The 16,932-nt window shown below is 60.1% G+C and carries 10 protein-coding genes; 5 read left to right on the top strand and 5 right to left on the bottom strand.

The genetic code is table 11. The features are described from left to right. Positions 1-141: 141 nt before the first annotated feature. Together J1G18_RS12485 and J1G18_RS12480 are read right to left on the bottom strand one after the other, a co-directional pair. Positions 142-528: a tetratricopeptide repeat protein gene (locus J1G18_RS12485; protein ID WP_098965300.1), complete on the bottom strand. Its 387-nt coding sequence runs from the start codon at positions 526-528 to the stop codon at positions 142-144. A 76-nt stretch (positions 529-604) separates the two neighbouring features. Beyond that, the gene (locus J1G18_RS12480; protein ID WP_223007780.1) at positions 605-955 is read right to left on the bottom strand and encodes a hypothetical protein; all 351 of its coding nucleotides are present in this window, start codon (positions 953-955) and stop codon (positions 605-607) included. Between the two features lie 233 nt (positions 956-1,188). Between J1G18_RS12480 and pyk the strand changes: the two genes are divergently transcribed. Together pyk and J1G18_RS12470 are read left to right on the top strand one after the other, a co-directional pair. Beyond that, positions 1,189-2,640, top strand: a complete 1,452-nt coding sequence (pyk, locus tag J1G18_RS12475; RefSeq protein WP_003227610.1) for a pyruvate kinase — start codon at positions 1,189-1,191, stop codon at positions 2,638-2,640. Between the two features lie 227 nt (positions 2,641-2,867). Continuing rightward, positions 2,868-4,148 carry a hypothetical protein gene (locus J1G18_RS12470; protein WP_223007779.1) on the top strand — a complete coding sequence of 427 codons (1,281 nt, stop codon included), beginning with the start codon at positions 2,868-2,870 and terminating at the stop codon, positions 4,146-4,148. A 254-nt stretch (positions 4,149-4,402) separates the two neighbouring features. Here J1G18_RS12470 and J1G18_RS12465 read toward each other — a convergent pair whose 3' ends face one another. The 3 genes from J1G18_RS12465 to J1G18_RS12455 form a co-directional block, all read right to left on the bottom strand. Next, positions 4,403-5,152 (bottom strand): enoyl-CoA hydratase-related protein, encoded by a 750-nt coding sequence (locus tag J1G18_RS12465; RefSeq protein ID WP_223007778.1) that lies wholly within the window; start codon positions 5,150-5,152, stop codon positions 4,403-4,405. A gap of 181 nt (positions 5,153-5,333) precedes the next feature. Continuing rightward, positions 5,334-6,269 (bottom strand): iron-sulfur-binding ferredoxin reductase, encoded by a 936-nt coding sequence (locus J1G18_RS12460; protein ID WP_135296441.1) that lies wholly within the window; start codon positions 6,267-6,269, stop codon positions 5,334-5,336. Next, positions 6,262-7,368 (bottom strand): GGDEF domain-containing protein, encoded by a 1,107-nt coding sequence (locus J1G18_RS12455; protein WP_135296442.1) that lies wholly within the window; start codon positions 7,366-7,368, stop codon positions 6,262-6,264. The genes J1G18_RS12460 and J1G18_RS12455 overlap by 8 nt, the downstream gene beginning before the upstream one ends. A 522-nt stretch (positions 7,369-7,890) precedes the next feature. On the opposite strand from J1G18_RS12455, the gene J1G18_RS12450 reads away from it, so the two are divergent. The 3 genes from J1G18_RS12450 to J1G18_RS12440 all read left to right on the top strand — a co-directional run bounded on the left by J1G18_RS12450 (position 7,891) and on the right by J1G18_RS12440 (position 16,917). Beyond that, positions 7,891-9,414: a fumarate hydratase gene (locus tag J1G18_RS12450; protein WP_223007777.1), complete on the top strand. Its 1,524-nt coding sequence runs from the start codon at positions 7,891-7,893 to the stop codon at positions 9,412-9,414. 190 nt (positions 9,415-9,604) lie between these two features. Next, positions 9,605-14,140 (top strand): SpvB/TcaC N-terminal domain-containing protein, encoded by a 4,536-nt coding sequence (locus J1G18_RS12445; RefSeq protein ID WP_223007776.1) that lies wholly within the window; start codon positions 9,605-9,607, stop codon positions 14,138-14,140. Next, positions 14,140-16,917: an RHS repeat domain-containing protein gene (locus J1G18_RS12440; RefSeq protein ID WP_223007775.1), complete on the top strand. Its 2,778-nt coding sequence runs from the start codon at positions 14,140-14,142 to the stop codon at positions 16,915-16,917. The genes J1G18_RS12445 and J1G18_RS12440 overlap by 1 nt, the downstream gene beginning before the upstream one ends. Positions 16,918-16,932: the final 15 nt, after the last annotated feature.

The raw sequence follows: 16,932 nt of genomic DNA, 5'->3' as shown, positions 1-16,932 counted from the left end.
GGTGTGACGGTCGCCAATACGCCATCACCTCAACCTCTACCAGTCGCAGGTGTTGCCCCGGCCCAAAATCAGGCTCTGAACCGGATCACTGGACTATAGCTCAGCTTGTACAGTCGGCCAGCGTTTGTATGACAACCAGCATCAGAAACGTTGCGGACTTGGTACTGCCGCTGCACTGCGAGTCGGGTAATGTCCCAGGCTCTGCAGGGTTTCCAGGCGGGCGCGCGCACGGAAGGCGTATTCGCTGTGGGGGTACGAGGCGATGATGAACTGATAGGTCTGCGCCGCGTCGATGTACATTTTTTGCCGTTCCAGGCACTGGCCGCGCATCATCGACACTTCCGGCCACACATACGGCCGGGCCCGGCTGGCTCGTTCAACCTTGGACAGTTCGAGCATCACCTGCTCGCAATTGCCCCGGTCGTAGGCGCTGTAGGCGTTGTTCAAATGATGGTTCATCGACCAACGGGTGCAGCCCGTGACGGCGAGGACGCTGAGGGCAAGGGCGGCAATGGGCAACAATCGCATGGGGAGGTTCTCCTGTCTTGAGGTCTGTATCGACCTTGCGCGAAAAATCTTCAATGCCGCCCTCGTCAGCGTGGTATCAGTGCGGGGCGTCCTCGGGAGGAGTGGCATCGCCCTTCGGTGCAGATGGGGTTGACTCCAGATGGATGGTCACTACCGGTGACCTTGGCGAAACCGTGCCGTCCGGGCTTCTTTCAACGACATAAAAACCGAATTTGCTCAGATCCAGGAACGTATTCCATCTCCCGTTGCTACTGATCAATTGGCCAAACAGCGGATTCAATGAATCCCTGGTGCTGTAGGCGACCGAGAAACTTCCGGGTGTTCCTGTTCCCTCCACTCGAAAACGGACACCTGGCGTGTCGCCATCTTTTGGGCTTTCAATCACTGGCGGTTCCAGCGCCTGGCGTGTTTCTTTTTCAGCTGTCATGTCGTTAGCCTCGCAGCCCCGCCACCATTGGCGGGATTCAATCTGTATATCGATCGAAAAACCGCGTGCCACCTGTAAGAAATACCAGTACCGACCAGCGGTAGCGGTTGCCGGTCACAGTCGTTGAAAAAAACCACGTTCAATAAAGAAAACAATAAGTAGTGCAAACGAACAATGACTACACCCCAAGAGCATAGTAGCCTCTGCTAGCGCTTGAACTCAGGAGTCTTTGCATGTCCGTCCGTCGTACCAAAATCGTCGCTACCCTTGGCCCGGCCAGTAACTCGCCGGAAGTTCTCGAACAGCTGATTCTGGCTGGTCTGGACGTTGCCCGTCTGAACTTCTCCCACGGCACCCCCGACGAGCACAAGGCTCGCGCGAAGCTGGTGCGTGACCTGGCGGCCAAGCACGGCCGTTTCGTCGCCCTGCTGGGTGACCTGCAAGGCCCGAAAATCCGTATCGCCAAATTTGCCAACAAGCGCATCGAGCTGAAGATCGGTGACAAGTTCACCTTCTCCACCAGCCATCCGCTGACCGAAGGCAACCAGCAAGTGGTCGGCATCGACTACCCGGATCTGGTGAAAGACTGCGGCGTGGGCGACGAGCTGCTGCTCGACGACGGCCGCGTAGTGATGCGCGTCGAAACCGCCACCGCTACCGAGCTGCACTGCGTCGTGACCATCGGCGGCCCGCTGTCCGACCACAAAGGCATCAACCGTCGCGGTGGCGGCCTGACCGCACCAGCCCTGACCGAAAAAGACAAGGCCGACATCAAGCTCGCCGCGGAAATGGAAGTCGACTATCTCGCCGTGTCCTTCCCGCGTGACGCGGCTGACATGAACTACGCCCGTCAACTGCGCGACGAAGCCGGCGGCACTGCCTGGCTGGTGGCGAAAATCGAACGCGCCGAAGCCGTGGCCGACGACGAAACCCTCGACGGCCTGATCAAGGCGTCTGACGCAGTGATGGTTGCCCGTGGCGACCTCGGTGTGGAAATCGGCGACGCCGAGCTGGTGGGCATTCAGAAGAAGATCATTCTGCACGCACGCCGCCACAACAAGGCGGTGATCGTCGCGACCCAGATGATGGAGTCGATGATCCAGAACCCGATGCCGACCCGCGCCGAAGTGTCCGACGTGGCCAACGCCGTGCTCGACTACACCGACGCCGTGATGCTCTCGGCCGAATCCGCTGCCGGCCTCTACCCTCTGGAAGCCGTGCAGGCGATGGCGCGCATCTGCGTCGGCGCTGAAAAGCACCCGACCAGCAAGACGTCCAGCCACCGTATCGGCAAGGAATTCGAGCGCTGCGACGAAAGCATCGCCCTGGCGACCATGTACACCGCCAACCACTTCCCGGGCGTGAAAGCGATCATCGCCCTGACCGAAAGCGGTTACACCCCGCTGATCATGTCGCGCATCCGCTCCTCGGTGCCGATCTACGCGTTCACCCCGCACCGCGAAGCCCAGGCTCGCGCAGCGATGTTCCGTGGCGTGTACACCGTTCCGTTCGACCCGGCTTCGCTGGCCCCGAACGAAGTCAGCCAGAAAGCGATCGACGAGCTGGTCAAGCGCGGCGTTGTGGAAAAAGGCGACTGGGTCATCCTGACCAAGGGCGACAGCTACCACACCACCGGTGGCACCAACGGCATGAAGATCCTGCACGTTGGCGACCCGCAGGTCTGAGTGATTCGCTGAAAACCAAAAGCCCCGGCATGCGAATGCCGGGGCTTTTTTATTACCGTTAACACCTGTCGGGCGAATCTACAACTGTCAGACCTGACAGTTGTGCCACTGACGCTGGAAGCTTTTAATCGAAACTCGTCCGATCATTAATCTTCAGAGTTTTTACGCTTTTCTATCGTGCAATGAACTGACGACCTGTTTTTCCGCAATTGCACGAGGTCGAAAAAATGATTAGTCAAAAAACTTACGGCGGGATGCTCGATACCGATTTCGGCGACAAAGGAATTGTGACGATAGTCAACGGAAATCCGGATTACGGAACTGTCCATATCCAAAAACTGATGGTAACTGATTCCTGGATTTATTTCGGCGGGCGTTCCGCCAGAGGCGATTCCGTCTACATCACCATGGGCCGCCTGGATCTAAAGGGCAATCCTGATCCGAAGTATGGCGAGAACGGTTTAGTCCAATACCTTCTTCCCGGGTTTGGTGCTCTTTCCTCATTTGCTTTGCAAACTGATGGCAGGATTATTGTTCACGCCGATCATGCTTCGAGCACTTCCAACTTTTCCTATTTTTACCGATTGGAAGAAGATGGATCACTGGATAAAACGTTTGGGGAAGATGGCCTGTTTAGTCTGGAATTATTGGAGGACCACGACTCGCCTTCCATGGAACAAAGTCAACTTCTGGAAAACTCTGCCGCTGGTCAGACGGATATGGTGATCTTGAGTGATGGCAAGATCCTCACGTTTCATCGCAACGGATGGATCATACGCCTGACGCCCGAGGGAAAACCGGACAAAACATTCTCCGCTAAAGGTTATATCTATATCAAAAACCCCCATAACCCAACGAGTCTATTGCGGAGCTTGCTGGTTGACGACAAGCAAGAGAAATATGTGGTTGGAGGCTTGACGCTCGCCGCATCAAGTCACCATGCCATGCTTGCCTGCTTTCATAAGAATGGCGAGCCCGATGAATCGTTTGGCCGGATGAAAAATGGCTTCGTGGTGTTCGATGTGCGTGCATCGGAATTCAATCAACTTGTGCGACAGAACAACGGACGGATTCTCGGGGTTGGTACAGCGGGCGCATTTCCAGATATTCAAGCGTTGTTGATCAGCTCCGAGCCCAATGGTGAACCGAACATTCAATTCAATCAGGGTCAACCATTGCTGACGTCCCTGGACAAGGAAACACAATGGGAGGCCAGCGCCTTTCAAGAGAACGGCCGATCGGTCGTTGTGGGGTCGGCAGGCACTTTCAAACCCATGACTCACCAGCTTGTCGTAGCCCGCTTTAACAGCAACGGGACACCAGATACCAGCTTTGGCAATGGACAGGGTTATGTCAAACAGACGCTGCCATCCTTTGGAAAAGGAAGGTATATGGCGAGAGTTGCCCTGCAACCCGATGATGAAAAAATTCTCGTGAGCGCCATCCCGCTCGTCCCGAAAGACGAGGAACCTGGAAATCCGGTGATCTTGCGGTACTTGCCTAACTGAAGTGCATTCCTCGCTGATAGCAGTTAGGCAAACGTCCTATTGCACGGGAGTTAATGTCTTGCCTCATCAAAGCCCCGGTATGTGAGTGCCGGGGCTTTTTGCATTCTGAGCCAAAAGATGTGATGCCCGTCCTGCCCTCATCGCTGGCAAGCCAGCTCCCACAAGACTCGGCGGCGATCACGGATTTTGCATCCACCACAAAAACTGTGAGAGCTGGCTTGCCAGCGATGAGGCCGTCCAGATCAGCGAAGATCTCAGTGCCGCTTGATAAACCCGGTCAACGCCGCTAATGCCTCCGGTGAGCGCAACCGCTGGGTGAACAGTGCGCCCTCCTCCTCGATCACCTTACGGATCAATTCGCGATCCGGCGCTCGCATCAATTGCTTGCTGATACGCACCGCTTCGGCCGGTAGCTCGTCGAAACGCAACGCCATCTCCCGCGCCTTGTTCAGTGCCGCTTCGCCGCTGCCCAACGCCTCGCTGGCAATGCCCCACTGCGCCGCCTGTTCACCGCTGAATCCTTCGCCGAGCAGCAACAACTCCGCCGCTTTGGCTTGGCCAAGCAAACGCGGCAGGATCAGGCTGGAGCCGAACTCCGGACACAAACCGAGATTGACGAACGGCATGCGCAAGCGAGCATCGCGGGCGACGTAAACCAGATCGCAGTGCAGCAGCAACGTGGTGCCGATGCCCACCGCTGCGCCGGCCACAGCGGCGATCACCGGTTTGCGGCATTCGAGCAGGTTGAGCATGAAGTGGAACACCGGGCTGTCGAGGTCGCTCGGCGGTTGCTGGATGAAGTCGGCGATGTCGTTGCCGGCGGTGAAACACTCGGCGCTGCCGGTGATCAGCACGGCGTTGATGTCAGGATCGTTGTCGGCCTGCTTCAGGGCTTCGGCGAGGCGACTGTACATCGCGCGGGTCAGGGCGTTTTTCTTGTCCGGGCGATTGAGTCGCAGGGTGAGCAAACCGCGTTCGCGTTCGAGCAGGATGGCTTCGGTCATCAGCGTTACTCAACATTAAAAAGGCTGACAGAGTTCTTTTGTGGTGAGGCTGGATTGCTGTGGTGAGGGGATTTATCCCCGATTGAGTGCGCAGCACTCACAAAATCCCGGGGCCGCTACGCAGCCCATCGGGGATAAATCCCCTCACCACAGGAGTTCACCTTCACACGAGATTCAGCGCTCAACCGCGGGACAAAAACACATCGGCCAGCAGTTGATTGCGCGGCAGTCCGGCCAGGTACAGACGCTTGGCAAACGCATCGACGCTGGCAGTCGAGCCGCAGACTAAGGCCAGGGTTTGCCGGGAAACAAGGCGCAGTTGCGCCAAAGCGGCGGCTGAGTCGGCCGCCGTCCACAGCTCGACGCTGAGGTTTTCGCGCTGCGCAGCAAGCGCCGCCAGGGGTTTGGCCAGATAGTGCTCGCGCTCGTCATGGGCCAGGTGAATGACGCGGATGGCGCCCTGATGATCCTGGCGCAAGGCTTCGCGCAGCACGCCGAACAATGGCCCCAGCCCGGTACCGGCCGCCAGCAGCCACAGCGGGCGCGAGTGCCAGTCCGGGTCGTAATGCAGCGCGCCGCCACGCAGTTCGCCGAGGCGGATCGGGTCGCCGATCTGCAGGCGCCGCGCCGCATCGCTGAATTCGCCGGGCTGGCGACAGTCGAGGTGAAATTCGAGAAAACGGTCTTCCTGCGGCAGGCTCGCCAGCGAATACGGCCGGGCGATATGGTTGATCCACAGCACCAGATGCTGCCCGGCGCTGTAGCGCAGTGGTCGCTGCGGGGTCAGGCGCAAACGCAGGACGTTATCGCTGAGCCAGTCCAGCGCCTCGACCACCGCCGGGCGCCCGTCGGTGACGGGGTCGAAGGTGTGTACCTGCAAATCTTCCGTGACCTGACACTGACAAGCCAGCCGCCAGCCTTGCTGGCGCTGTTCGGCGCTCAAGGCATCCGGGCGACTGTCGGCGGGCAAGCCGCTCACGCACTGCACCAGACAGGCATGGCAACTGCCGGCGCGGCAGCTGTAAGGCACCGCGACGCCGTGCTGATTCAGCGCGTCGAGCAAATTGCTGCCCGCCGCCACCGGCCATTGCCGATCACCGACGCGAAGTTCAGGCATCCACATTCTCCCATGCCGCTGCACAACGATTGCGCCCGTCGCGCTTGGCCCGGTACAGCGCCTGATCGGCACGCTGCAAGGCGTCGTCCAGATCATCGCCCAGCCCCAGCAAGGTCATGCCTGCCGACAGACTCAGGCTGCGCACATTCAGGCCCACCAGTTCGACGTCGGTGAAGGCGATGCGCAGACGTTCACAACAGGCCGTCAGGCGTTCGGCATCGCAGTCGGGCAGCAACACCACGAACTCCTCGCCACCGTAACGCGCCAGCACGTCGCCGTCACGCAGGCAGGCACCCGCCACGCCAGCGAACGCCTGCAACACCTGATCGCCCGCGGCATGGCCGTGCAGGTCGTTGATGCGTTTGAAGTGATCGAGGTCGATCAGCGCCAGACCATGCACCACGCCTGGCTCCATCTCCGCCAGTTCCCGTGAGGCCAGGCGCAGAAAATGCCGGCGATTGAACAGCCCGGTCAGCTCATCGGTGGCCACCAGATCTTCGAGCTGGCGCATCATCCCGCGCAGGGTGTCCTGATGCGCCTGCAAGGCAAACCGGCGCTGGCGCATGCGTTGCCGTGAAACCTGGACGAAGCGTGCATAAATCACCAGCCACGCCAGCACCATCGCCAGAATGCACACCTGCAACGCCGCCAGCGCCGGATCCGGCAGACGGAAGTGGTAGCCGTCCCAGAGGGTGATCGCACAGAAACTGAAGAACACCAGCAGCGCGCAACGAATGAACGCGCGCCGGGTTAAATGAAACAGGCCGAACAGCAGGATCAGCACGTAGAACACCAGAAACGCGCCGCGTGCTTCATCCAGATGGGCGATCAGCCAGGTCTGCCAGCCGAGCCCGAGCAGCACTTGCGCTTCGGTCAGGCTGGGGTCGGCAAAGCGCTGGTTGCGCCCGGACCAGAACAGCGTAAACAACGTCGCCTGGCAGATCACCACCAGCGCGCTGCCGATGGCCACGCTGTTCAATGATTGCGGGTAATGCCCGGTGAAAAACGCCAGCCACAGCAGCAGCAAAGCCAATCCATAGGTGGCTGCGGCGAGGGCAAAGCGCTTGAGCAAAAGACGTTGAATGGCGTTATGGGTCAATCGTTGACTCACCGTGCGATAGGAGGCTGACCGAGTGTCCTACTCTACAGACCGGATGCCACTTTAGAGGGGCGGTCGATAAATGACCACCGATTTTCGGGCTCGAAAATTGACGTCAAAAGTGTGGCCTCAAAAGCCCCTCACCCTAGCCCTCTCCCCGAGGGAGAGGGAACTGACCGCATTGTTTATTTGAGATACGCCGACCTGATACATCATGCCGAACTCAGGTTTTGAATTCGCCACAAATCGGCTCCCTCCCCCCCCTCGCCCCCTTGGGGGAGAGGGCTGGGGTGAGGGGGTGGGTATTGAAGTGCAAACCCGATGTTCGATATTCGCCCAACCATGCGACCAACGAATGACTGCCGACGCGTGTATGCCCCGAAGAGGCGCGGTATACTGCCGCGCCTTTTTAGCGTCGCGCCAGCAGCCCCGGCGTGCCTTGAAAGGTGCTTGCGACCGACCGATGCACCCAAGCTGCAAGCACCTTATTGAATGTTCCCGTCTTTTAGAGGAGCGCGACTCATGACCGTGATCAAGCAAGATGACCTGATTCAGAGCGTTGCCGACGCCCTGCAATTCATTTCCTACTACCACCCCGTGGACTTCATCCAGGCGATGCACGAAGCCTACCTGCGCGAAGAATCGCCAGCGGCCCGTGATTCGATCGCGCAGATCCTGATCAACTCGCGCATGTGCGCCACCGGCCACCGGCCGATCTGCCAGGACACCGGCATCGTCACCGTGTTCGTGCGTGTGGGCATGGACGTACGTTGGGATGGCGCGACCATGAGCCTGGACGACATGATCAACGAAGGCGTGCGCCGCGCCTACAACCTGCCGGAAAACGTCCTGCGTGCCTCGATCCTCGCCGACCCGGCGGGCGCTCGCAAAAACACCAAGGACAACACCCCGGCAGTCATCCACTACTCCATCGTCCCGGGCAACACCGTGGAAGTGGACGTGGCGGCCAAGGGCGGCGGTTCCGAGAACAAGTCGAAAATGGCCATGCTCAATCCGTCCGACTCGATCGTTGACTGGGTGCTCAAGACCGTTCCGACCATGGGCGCTGGCTGGTGCCCACCGGGCATGCTGGGCATCGGCATCGGCGGCACCGCCGAGAAAGCCGCAGTGATGGCCAAGGAAGTGTTGATGGAATCCATCGACATTCACGAACTGAAAGCCCGTGGCCCACAGAACCGTATCGAAGAGATCCGTCTGGAGCTGTTCGAGAAGGTCAACCAACTGGGCATCGGCGCCCAGGGCCTCGGTGGCCTGACCACCGTGCTCGACGTGAAGATCATGGACTACCCGACCCACGCCGCCTCGCTGCCGGTGTGCATGATCCCGAACTGCGCCGCCACCCGTCACGCGCACTTCGTGCTCGACGGTTCCGGCCCGGCCTCGCTGGAAACGCCATCGCTGGACGCCTACCCGGAAATCGTCTGGGAAGCCGGCCCGTCGGCCCGTCGCGTCAACCTCGACACCCTGACCCCGGAAGAAGTGCAGAGCTGGAAGCCGGGCGAAACCGTCCTGCTCAACGGCAAGATGCTCACCGGTCGCGACGCGGCGCACAAGCGCATGGTCGAGATGCTGAACAAGGGTGAAACCCTGCCGGTGGATCTGAAAGGCCGCTTTATCTACTACGTCGGCCCGGTTGATCCGGTCGGTGACGAAGTGGTTGGCCCGGCTGGCCCGACCACCGCGACGCGGATGGACAAGTTCACCCGTCAGATCCTTGAGCAGACCGGCCTGCTGGGCATGATCGGCAAGTCCGAACGTGGCCCGACCGCGATCGAAGCGATCAAGGACAACAAGGCCGTGTACCTGATGGCCGTGGGCGGCGCCGCTTATCTGGTGGCCCAGGCCATCAAGAAGTCCAAGGTGCTGGCCTTCGCCGAGCTGGGCATGGAAGCGATCTACGAGTTCGAGGTCAAGGACATGCCGGTCACCGTCGCGGTGGACAGCAACGGTGAGTCGGTACACATCACCGGCCCGGCGATCTGGCAACAGAAGATCGCCGAAAGCCTGGCGGTAGAAGTGCAGTAAGCGTTTCGCAGCTGTAAAAAGGCCGGCCCGTCATATGACGGGCCGGCTTTTTTTGTGCCCGCCTGTCCGTGCGGGGCACCCTGCACATTAATGGCTCTTTGGCACCTGTCAGATCTGACAGGTTACGAGATCTCCACTTGTTGGTAGCGTCTGTCCACGCACGTGCTTCGCGTGTGAAATGGATCCGACCATGGCTGATCAAGAGCTGAGCATCATCACCCCGTCCATCGCCAGCAGCGCCTCGATCACCACGATCGGCAAAAGCTGGGGGGCGGTTGGCGCCACTGGCGCGGCTTCATTTGAACTGCCACTGCCCCTGTCCGCCGGACGTGGCTGGGATCCGCAACTGTCGCTGACCTACAGCAGTCAGGCCGGCAACGGGCCGTTTGGCGTCGGCTGGAACCTGGGTATTGGACAGATCAGCCGTCGTACCCAAAAAGGCGTGCCGCGGTATAGCGATCTCGATGAAATCATCGGTGATGACGGTGAAGTGTGGCATCCCGAACTGAACAGTGATGGCACACCGAAGTCGCGTCCCGAAGACAGCTACAACGCAATTTCCGTCGGCGCTCATCACGTGGTGCGCTTCTGGCCCCGGGTAGAGAGAGATTTTACCCTGCGCGAACGCTGGCAGCCCGTCACTGCAGACGGTAAACCTGAGGGGCCGCCCTTCTGGCTGATCCACGGCGCAGACGGCTCCCTGCAGGTATACGGCAAGACCAGCGCCTCGCGCCGCGCCGATCCGGACGATCCACTGCGCGTCGGCAGCTGGCTGCTGTGCGAAAGCATGAACCCGCAGGGCGAGCACATCTGCTTCGACTATCTGGCCGATGATCAGGACCCCGACCCGACTCACGACTACCGCGCCCAGCGCTACTTGCGCGCGATTTTCTATGGCAACGTCACAGCCAGCCAGCATTTGTATAGCTGGACCGTGGAGGATCCGGCCGAACTGGATTGGCATTTCCATCTGCTGTTCGATTACGGCGAGCGCACCCGTTCACTGACAGAGGCCCCGGTGTACGGTGGCGACAGCCTGGCAGTCTGGGATAAACGCCGGGATCCGTTTTCCACCTTCGGTCAGGGTTTCGAACTGGGCACGCGGCGGCTGTGCCGGCAAATCCTGATGTTCCATAACTTCTCGCGGCCTGCCGGTGAGGATCCGCTGCTGGTGCGGCGGCTGCTGCTGGAATACCCGTCGCCCGCTGATCCGTGGACTTACAACCGGATCACCGCCGCCCACTATCAGGCCTTCGATGCCAGCGGTGCGCTGGAGACGACGCCGCCGGTGGAGTTTGATTACTCACCCTTCGAGATCAATAAAACCCCGTCACGGATGTTCGCCGAAGACACCATGCCGGGCCTTGAGGATGGACAGTTTTACCAGTGCGTCGATCTGTACGGCGAAGGTGTACCGGGATTTCTCTGCCGCTACGATCAGTGCTGGTATTACCGCGAACCGCTGCGCGCAACGTCGGGGTCAGACGCCATCACCTACGCTTCCTGGATCGAGCTTGAGCAGATCCCGGTGGCCAGGCACGACGCCGCCCAGCAGTTCTTGCTCGACCTGACCGGTAACGGGCGGCTGGACTGGATCGCGGCCTTACCGGGCAGCAGCGGGTATCGCACGTTGAATGCTGACCGCAGCTGGGCGCCGTTCATCGCGTTTACCGGCATGCCGCTGGAGTTTTTTCACACCCTTTCGCAGCTCGGCGACCTGGGAGGCAACGGCCTCAACTCGCTGGCAATGATCGGTCCGCGCGCGGTGCGCTTGTATGCCAACCAACGGGAACAGGGTTTTTCCGGCGCCGAAGACGTGCCTCGCAAAGACGATGAGGACAGTTTGCCGCTGTTCGGCAACGCCCCCACAGAACTCGTATTTCTGGGCAACATGCTCGGCAGTGACATGAGCGAGCTGTGCCGGATCCGGTACAACGAAATCAAATGCTGGCCCAATCTGGGGCATGGCAAATTCGGCGAAGGCCGGGTCATCAGTGCCCTGCCCTTCCGGTATGACCAATTCAACGCAGAGCACATCCGGATCGCCGATATCGACGGCTCCGGCGCGCCGGCCTTGCTGTGCCTGAAACCTTCAGGCTTCGAGATCTACCTCAATCGTGGGGGCAATGGCCTGGAACAGACGCCTGTCTTCGTGCCGTGGCCGGAAGGCGTGAGCTACGACCGCCTGTGCCAGGTCAGTTTCGCCGACCTGCAAGGCCTGGGTTGTGCCAGCCTGATCCTGACGGTACCGCACATGAACCCCGAGCACTGGCGCTACGACTTTGTCGCGGCCAAGCCTTACTTGCTGACCGCTACCAACAACAATATGGGCTGCGCCACGCAGGTGGTCTATCGCAGCTCTGCACAGGAATGGCTGGATGAAAAACAGCAATGGCTTACCGATCATCCCGACGAAACGCCGGTGTGCCATCTACCGTTCGCGCTTCAAGTCGTCGCCCGGCAACGCCAGCTGGATGAAATAACCGGCAATTGCCTGACGCAATCATGCTTCTATCGCGAAGGCGTCTACGACAGCATCGAGCGTGAGTTTCGGGGTTTCGGTTACCGGGAACAGACCGACAGCGAAAGTGCCACGGGCGATGACGAGCTCGGCTTTACAGCACCGGTGCGCGTCTGTACCTGGTACCTGACCGGGCAGGCGATGGATCGGCCAAGACATGGCTACTTCGACGGTGACAGTGGTGCCGTTGACTTGCGACCAACCGTATTCAGCCGCTATCACGACAGTGATGAATGCGATGAACCGGTCACGCCAGACGACGAAGACGTACGCTATAAAATCGCTCGCGCGCTGGTCGGCGCCGTCGCCCGCATCGAAACCTGGACCGCCACTGACGAGCCAGCCAATGCACGGCTCTACGCTGTAGAAGAATTTCGTTACCTGGTGCGTGATGTCCGGCCCGCCAACTTGCGAGAGCCGGCGAGCGTGCTGCTGGTACAGACCCTGGAAAAAATCAGCTATCAGTACGATGGTTTCATTGACGACCCGTTATGCCGCCATGAAGTCTTGCTCGCCAGCAGCGAATACGGCCACGCCACTCACAGCCTGACCATCAGTTACGCGCGACGGCGCCTGCCCGGCGATCCTCCGCCTTTCAGCGACCCCGACGAACAACAGTGGTGGCGGGACGCGCATGACATGGCGCAGCGGTTTTTTTATCTCAACGAAACGCGCGCGCGCTCGATTGATCTGGACGAGAAGCTCTATGAATGGCGACTGGGCCTGCCTTGGCAGCAACGCAGCAATGCCCTGGTACTGCCCAAAGGTGATCTGCCATCGGGCCTCAACCCGCAACAGCTGACATGGGAATTACTTAACGAGCATGTAAGCTCGCCCGAGTGGAATGCCCTGCGGGTGCTGACCGGGCAAACCGTGCAGCGCTATATCAACAAAGAGGACGGCAGTCTGCTGCCCGACGGCTCGGCGCAATTCGAAGCACTGAAAGGGCCGCTGGAAATGGCGAGCTTCGACAAGACGGCCCTCGCCGCCTACGACATTCTGCCGCCACCGTTCGATATCCTTCAGGAGCTGGCGAAAATCGGTTACACACTGATGCCGCTACTGTTCGATGACACGGCGGTAAACGCGGACGCAGAAAGCCTCTGGTCCGCGCATTACACCTACGCGAAGTACGCCGATGCCAAGGGTTTCTTCCGGGTACTTGAATACCGCGAAACCCTGAGCCACGGCTGGACCAAGGCGCGGTACGACGAGTATTGGCTGCTGGTCATCAGCGTCGAACTGCCGGATGGCTGTATCACCCGCTGCGAATACGATTACCACGCCCTGCAACCGGTGCGCATCATCGATGCCAACGAGAATATTCAGGAAGCGCTTTACGAGCCGTCCGGCCAACCCTTGGCGACCAGTTTTCACGGCACCGAAAACGCTGTCGCCGCCGGTTTCCGCCCGCTCAGCGAATACGTGCGCCCGGTAGATCCAAGTCCGGACGCTGCCATTGCCGACCCGCAAGCGGCCGTGCAAAAAGCCGCCAGCACCTTGCGCAAGGATTTGTTCAGCTGGATGGGACAGTTGCCTGCGGCGGTCGATGCAACGCCGCAGCTGCTTGAGCAATGGCTGGCCAGCGGTGATGTGTTGCCGAGCCTGCACATTCGCGCCAGCGCGCGACGGCGGCTGGCGCAATTGACGTCGCCGACTCCCGCCGAACAGGCCCTGCGCGAACTCATCAGCACGGTTGCACGCAAACCGGTGCACAGCGTGGCGCTGAGTGCCGACCGTTACCCGAATGATCCGATTGCGGCATTGGTGCAGATCATCATCAGCTACGTGGACGGCTTTGGCCGCGCGTTGCAAACCCTGCAACGGGTCGAGCCCGGAATCGCCTGTGCGGTCGCTGCCGATGGGTCGCTGATCGTCGATCGCGGGCAGCTGCGCGAGGAGCACGCCGATCCACGCTGGCGGGTCAGCGCGCGGGTCGAGTACAACAACAAAGGGCTCGCGGTGCGACAATTCCGGCCGTTTTTTGCCGACACCCATGGCTACGTCAATGATCAATCCCTGCGGCGGTACGGCTACTTCGATCAACTGTTCTATGACCCGCTCGGGCGTCTGGTCAAGCTGATCAACGCCAAGGGCTATTTTTCCCGCGAGACCTATCATCCGTGGTATCAGGCCAGCGAAGACTTCAACGACACCGATGAATCCGCTGTGCCGGAATCGACATCACCATGGACGCTGCACTGATGAGCGCCAACCTCCATCGGCGTACACCGTCGCTCGTCGTGATCGACAGTCGCGGCTTGCCACTGCGTCAGATTGCCTATCTGCGCGTATTGGCCGAAGACCCTGCCGAAGCCTTGTTGACTCGCCAACAGCACGACATTGCCGGGCGTCTGGTGGCGCAGTTCGATCCACGCTTGAGCGGCCCGAGTACCACCCATGTTTACGATCTCAACGGCCAGCCACTCAAGGTCAGCAGCGTCGATGCCGGCTGGCGCCTGAGCCTGCCCGGGCTGGCCGGACAAGCCTTGCAGCGCTGGGACGCGGGCGGCGTGCACTGGAGCAGCCGCTACGATGAGTTGCTGCGCCTGGTGGCGATCAGCAACAGCGTCGACCCGCTCAGCGACACCTTCACCTATGCCGATGCCAGTGCCCCGCCCGATCACAACCAGCGCGGTCAATTACTGGAACAGTTCGACCCGTCCGGCAGCCTGCACCTGGACAGCTACAGCCTGGCCGGGCAGCCACTGCGCGAAAGCCGCACCTTTACCGACGCCCGGGTGTTTGTCAGCCAGCGCATTTTCAGCCCGTTGGGCGCGATGCTGGAGCAGACCGACGCCGGCGGCCACCGCCAGCAATCGCGCTACGACGTCGCCGGTCAGCTCAAGCAGTTGCAACTGCTGCTGGCCGGCGACCACGACTGGCAGGACGTGTTGCTCGACACGCACTTCAACGCCGTCGGACAAATCATCGAACAACAGACCGGCAATGGCATTGCCAGCTATTGGGACTACGAACCATCCACTGGGCGCCTGCAGCGGCAGTGGGCGCAAAAAGGTGCGCAGCCGCCCCTGCAGGACATCAGCTATGAGTACGATCCGGTCGGCAACCCGACACGCATCCTCGACCACGTGTTCACGCCCAGCCACTTCGCCAACCAGCGGGTCGACGGCGAACGTGCGTTCCGTTACGACTCGCTGTATCGGCTGACCAGCGCCAGCGGTTACGACGACGCGGCCCCCAGCGACCTCCCCGGCCGACCGCAACCGAGCGACCCCAACGACCGGCGCAATTACCTGCAGACCTACCGCTACGATAACGGCGGCAACCTGACGCAACTGTGCCATGTGCGCGACGGTGCCTGTCAGACCCGTCAGATGTGTATCGACCCTGCAAGCAATCGCGGTGTGCGCTGGAAAGAAGGTGATCCCGCACCGGATTTCGATCAGCTATTCGACCGCCACGGCAATCTGATGGCCCTGCAACCGGGACAGGCACTGCGCTGGGACGCCCGCGATCAACTGGCCTCGGTGACTCTGGTTCAACGCGAAAACGGCCTGGATGACGCCGAGTTCTATCACTACAGCCAAGGCGCGCGCGTCTACAAACGCCATGACACCTACAGCGGTTCCAACCGGCATTTCCACGAAGTGCGCTACCTGCCCGGACTGGAGATCCGCAGCAAGGACAACGGTGAGGAGCTGCACGTCATCAGCCTCGCCGCCGGCGCAGGCCATGTCAGTTGCCTGCATTGGCTGAGCGGCAAACCGCCGGGCATCGCCGACAACCAGTTGCGTTACACCCTCGATGATCACCTGGGTTCATGCGTAATGGAACTGGACCAGCAGGCACGCCTGATCAGTCACGAAGGCTATTACTCGTTCGGCGCGACCGCGTGGATGAGCGCCGACTCGGCTGTCGAGGTTGACTACAAGACACTGCGTTATTCAGGCAAGGAAATGGATGTCAGCGGTTTGTATTACTACGGTGCGCGGTATTACGCGCCATGGTTGCAACGCTGGGTCAGTGCGGATCCGGCGGGAGATGTGGACGGGCTGAACCGGTATGCGTACGTCGGCAACAATCCGCTGCGCTATGTGGATCCTGACGGAAACAACAGAGCGGAAAGTGTGATCATGCTGTATTCAGCATTTCTTTCGAGCGTCCAGGGCCACTCCACGCAGGTTGTGGGGCAAATTCACAACATTCTCCATGAGGAAGGTGTGGCAATGAATCTGGCACTGAACATGGTAGGCGAAGTCGTGAGAGGGGTCGTCGGCTATGAGGGCGGTGCCGCAGGCGGCGATCTGCTTGACCTGGTCATTCCCAATATGCCTGACACCACACCCTACACCACGACCGGAGGGGTGATCGGCGGCAATATTGGCGGCGATTCCGCCACGGCCATGATAGATCCGATAGCCAACAGCGCCGGGATCGGAATGGGTCCACTGATTCCGCAGACCTCGCGGATCTCGGTCAACGCGATTGATCATGGGCTGGGCATCAGAGATGCCGTCAAGGAAATCAGCTCCTGGCGAGACGTGAAGGATGAGCTGATTCATCCGGGCCTTGATGCGGTACTCAACCCCTCCTTCATGATGGGCCGGCTCATGGCTTCGTGGATATCGATCATTCCCGCAGCACTGAATATGTTTGCCCGGGCAATAGAGGCAGAAGACATCAAAAACCGCCTTGATCCGGTAAAGATCCAGAAAATAGAAAAAATGCTCAAGGACTGGAAATCGGCGGTAGAACAACGTGCCGGCTGGGCTGAAAATGCATTCGATGCACTGGGCACGGACATTGTGTACCCGGCCGACTCGCTGCCAAATATCAACCATATGACATCGGCAGAGACCCTGGCCCCCATCTCTCGCTCAGACTTGCGCCGGTTGACCAATTTTACTCTTTCCAACATCAAGCGCTCTCAAGACATGATGACGTCGTACAAAGAGATGGGGACTACCGACAATCAGTTCTTGCTGGCGCAGCGCCGAACCCGGAAAAAGGCAGCCTGAATGATCCGCTTCACG

It is taken from the genome of Pseudomonas sp. MIS38 (genome assembly GCF_019891575.1).
Lineage (GTDB): Bacteria > Pseudomonadota > Gammaproteobacteria > Pseudomonadales > Pseudomonadaceae > Aquipseudomonas > Aquipseudomonas putida_A.
This window is presented reverse-complemented; position numbering and strand designations above follow the sequence as displayed.

Excerpts from the sequence above, each read along its gene's own strand:
- J1G18_RS12485 (WP_098965300.1), bottom strand. The coding sequence starts at position 528 with ATGCGATTGTTGCCCATTGCCGCCCTTGCCCTCAGCGTCCTCGCCGTC.
- J1G18_RS12480 (WP_223007780.1), bottom strand. The coding sequence starts at position 955 with ATGACAGCTGAAAAAGAAACACGCCAGGCGCTGGAACCGCCAGTGATT.
- pyk (WP_003227610.1), top strand. The coding sequence starts at position 1,189 with ATGTCCGTCCGTCGTACCAAAATCGTCGCTACCCTTGGCCCGGCCAGT.
- J1G18_RS12470 (WP_223007779.1), top strand. The coding sequence starts at position 2,868 with ATGATTAGTCAAAAAACTTACGGCGGGATGCTCGATACCGATTTCGGC.
- J1G18_RS12465 (WP_223007778.1), bottom strand. The coding sequence starts at position 5,152 with ATGACCGAAGCCATCCTGCTCGAACGCGAACGCGGTTTGCTCACCCTG.
- J1G18_RS12460 (WP_135296441.1), bottom strand. The coding sequence starts at position 6,269 with ATGCCTGAACTTCGCGTCGGTGATCGGCAATGGCCGGTGGCGGCGGGC.
- J1G18_RS12450 (WP_223007777.1), top strand. The coding sequence starts at position 7,891 with ATGACCGTGATCAAGCAAGATGACCTGATTCAGAGCGTTGCCGACGCC.
- J1G18_RS12445 (WP_223007776.1), top strand. The coding sequence starts at position 9,605 with ATGGCTGATCAAGAGCTGAGCATCATCACCCCGTCCATCGCCAGCAGC.
- J1G18_RS12440 (WP_223007775.1), top strand. The coding sequence starts at position 14,140 with ATGAGCGCCAACCTCCATCGGCGTACACCGTCGCTCGTCGTGATCGAC.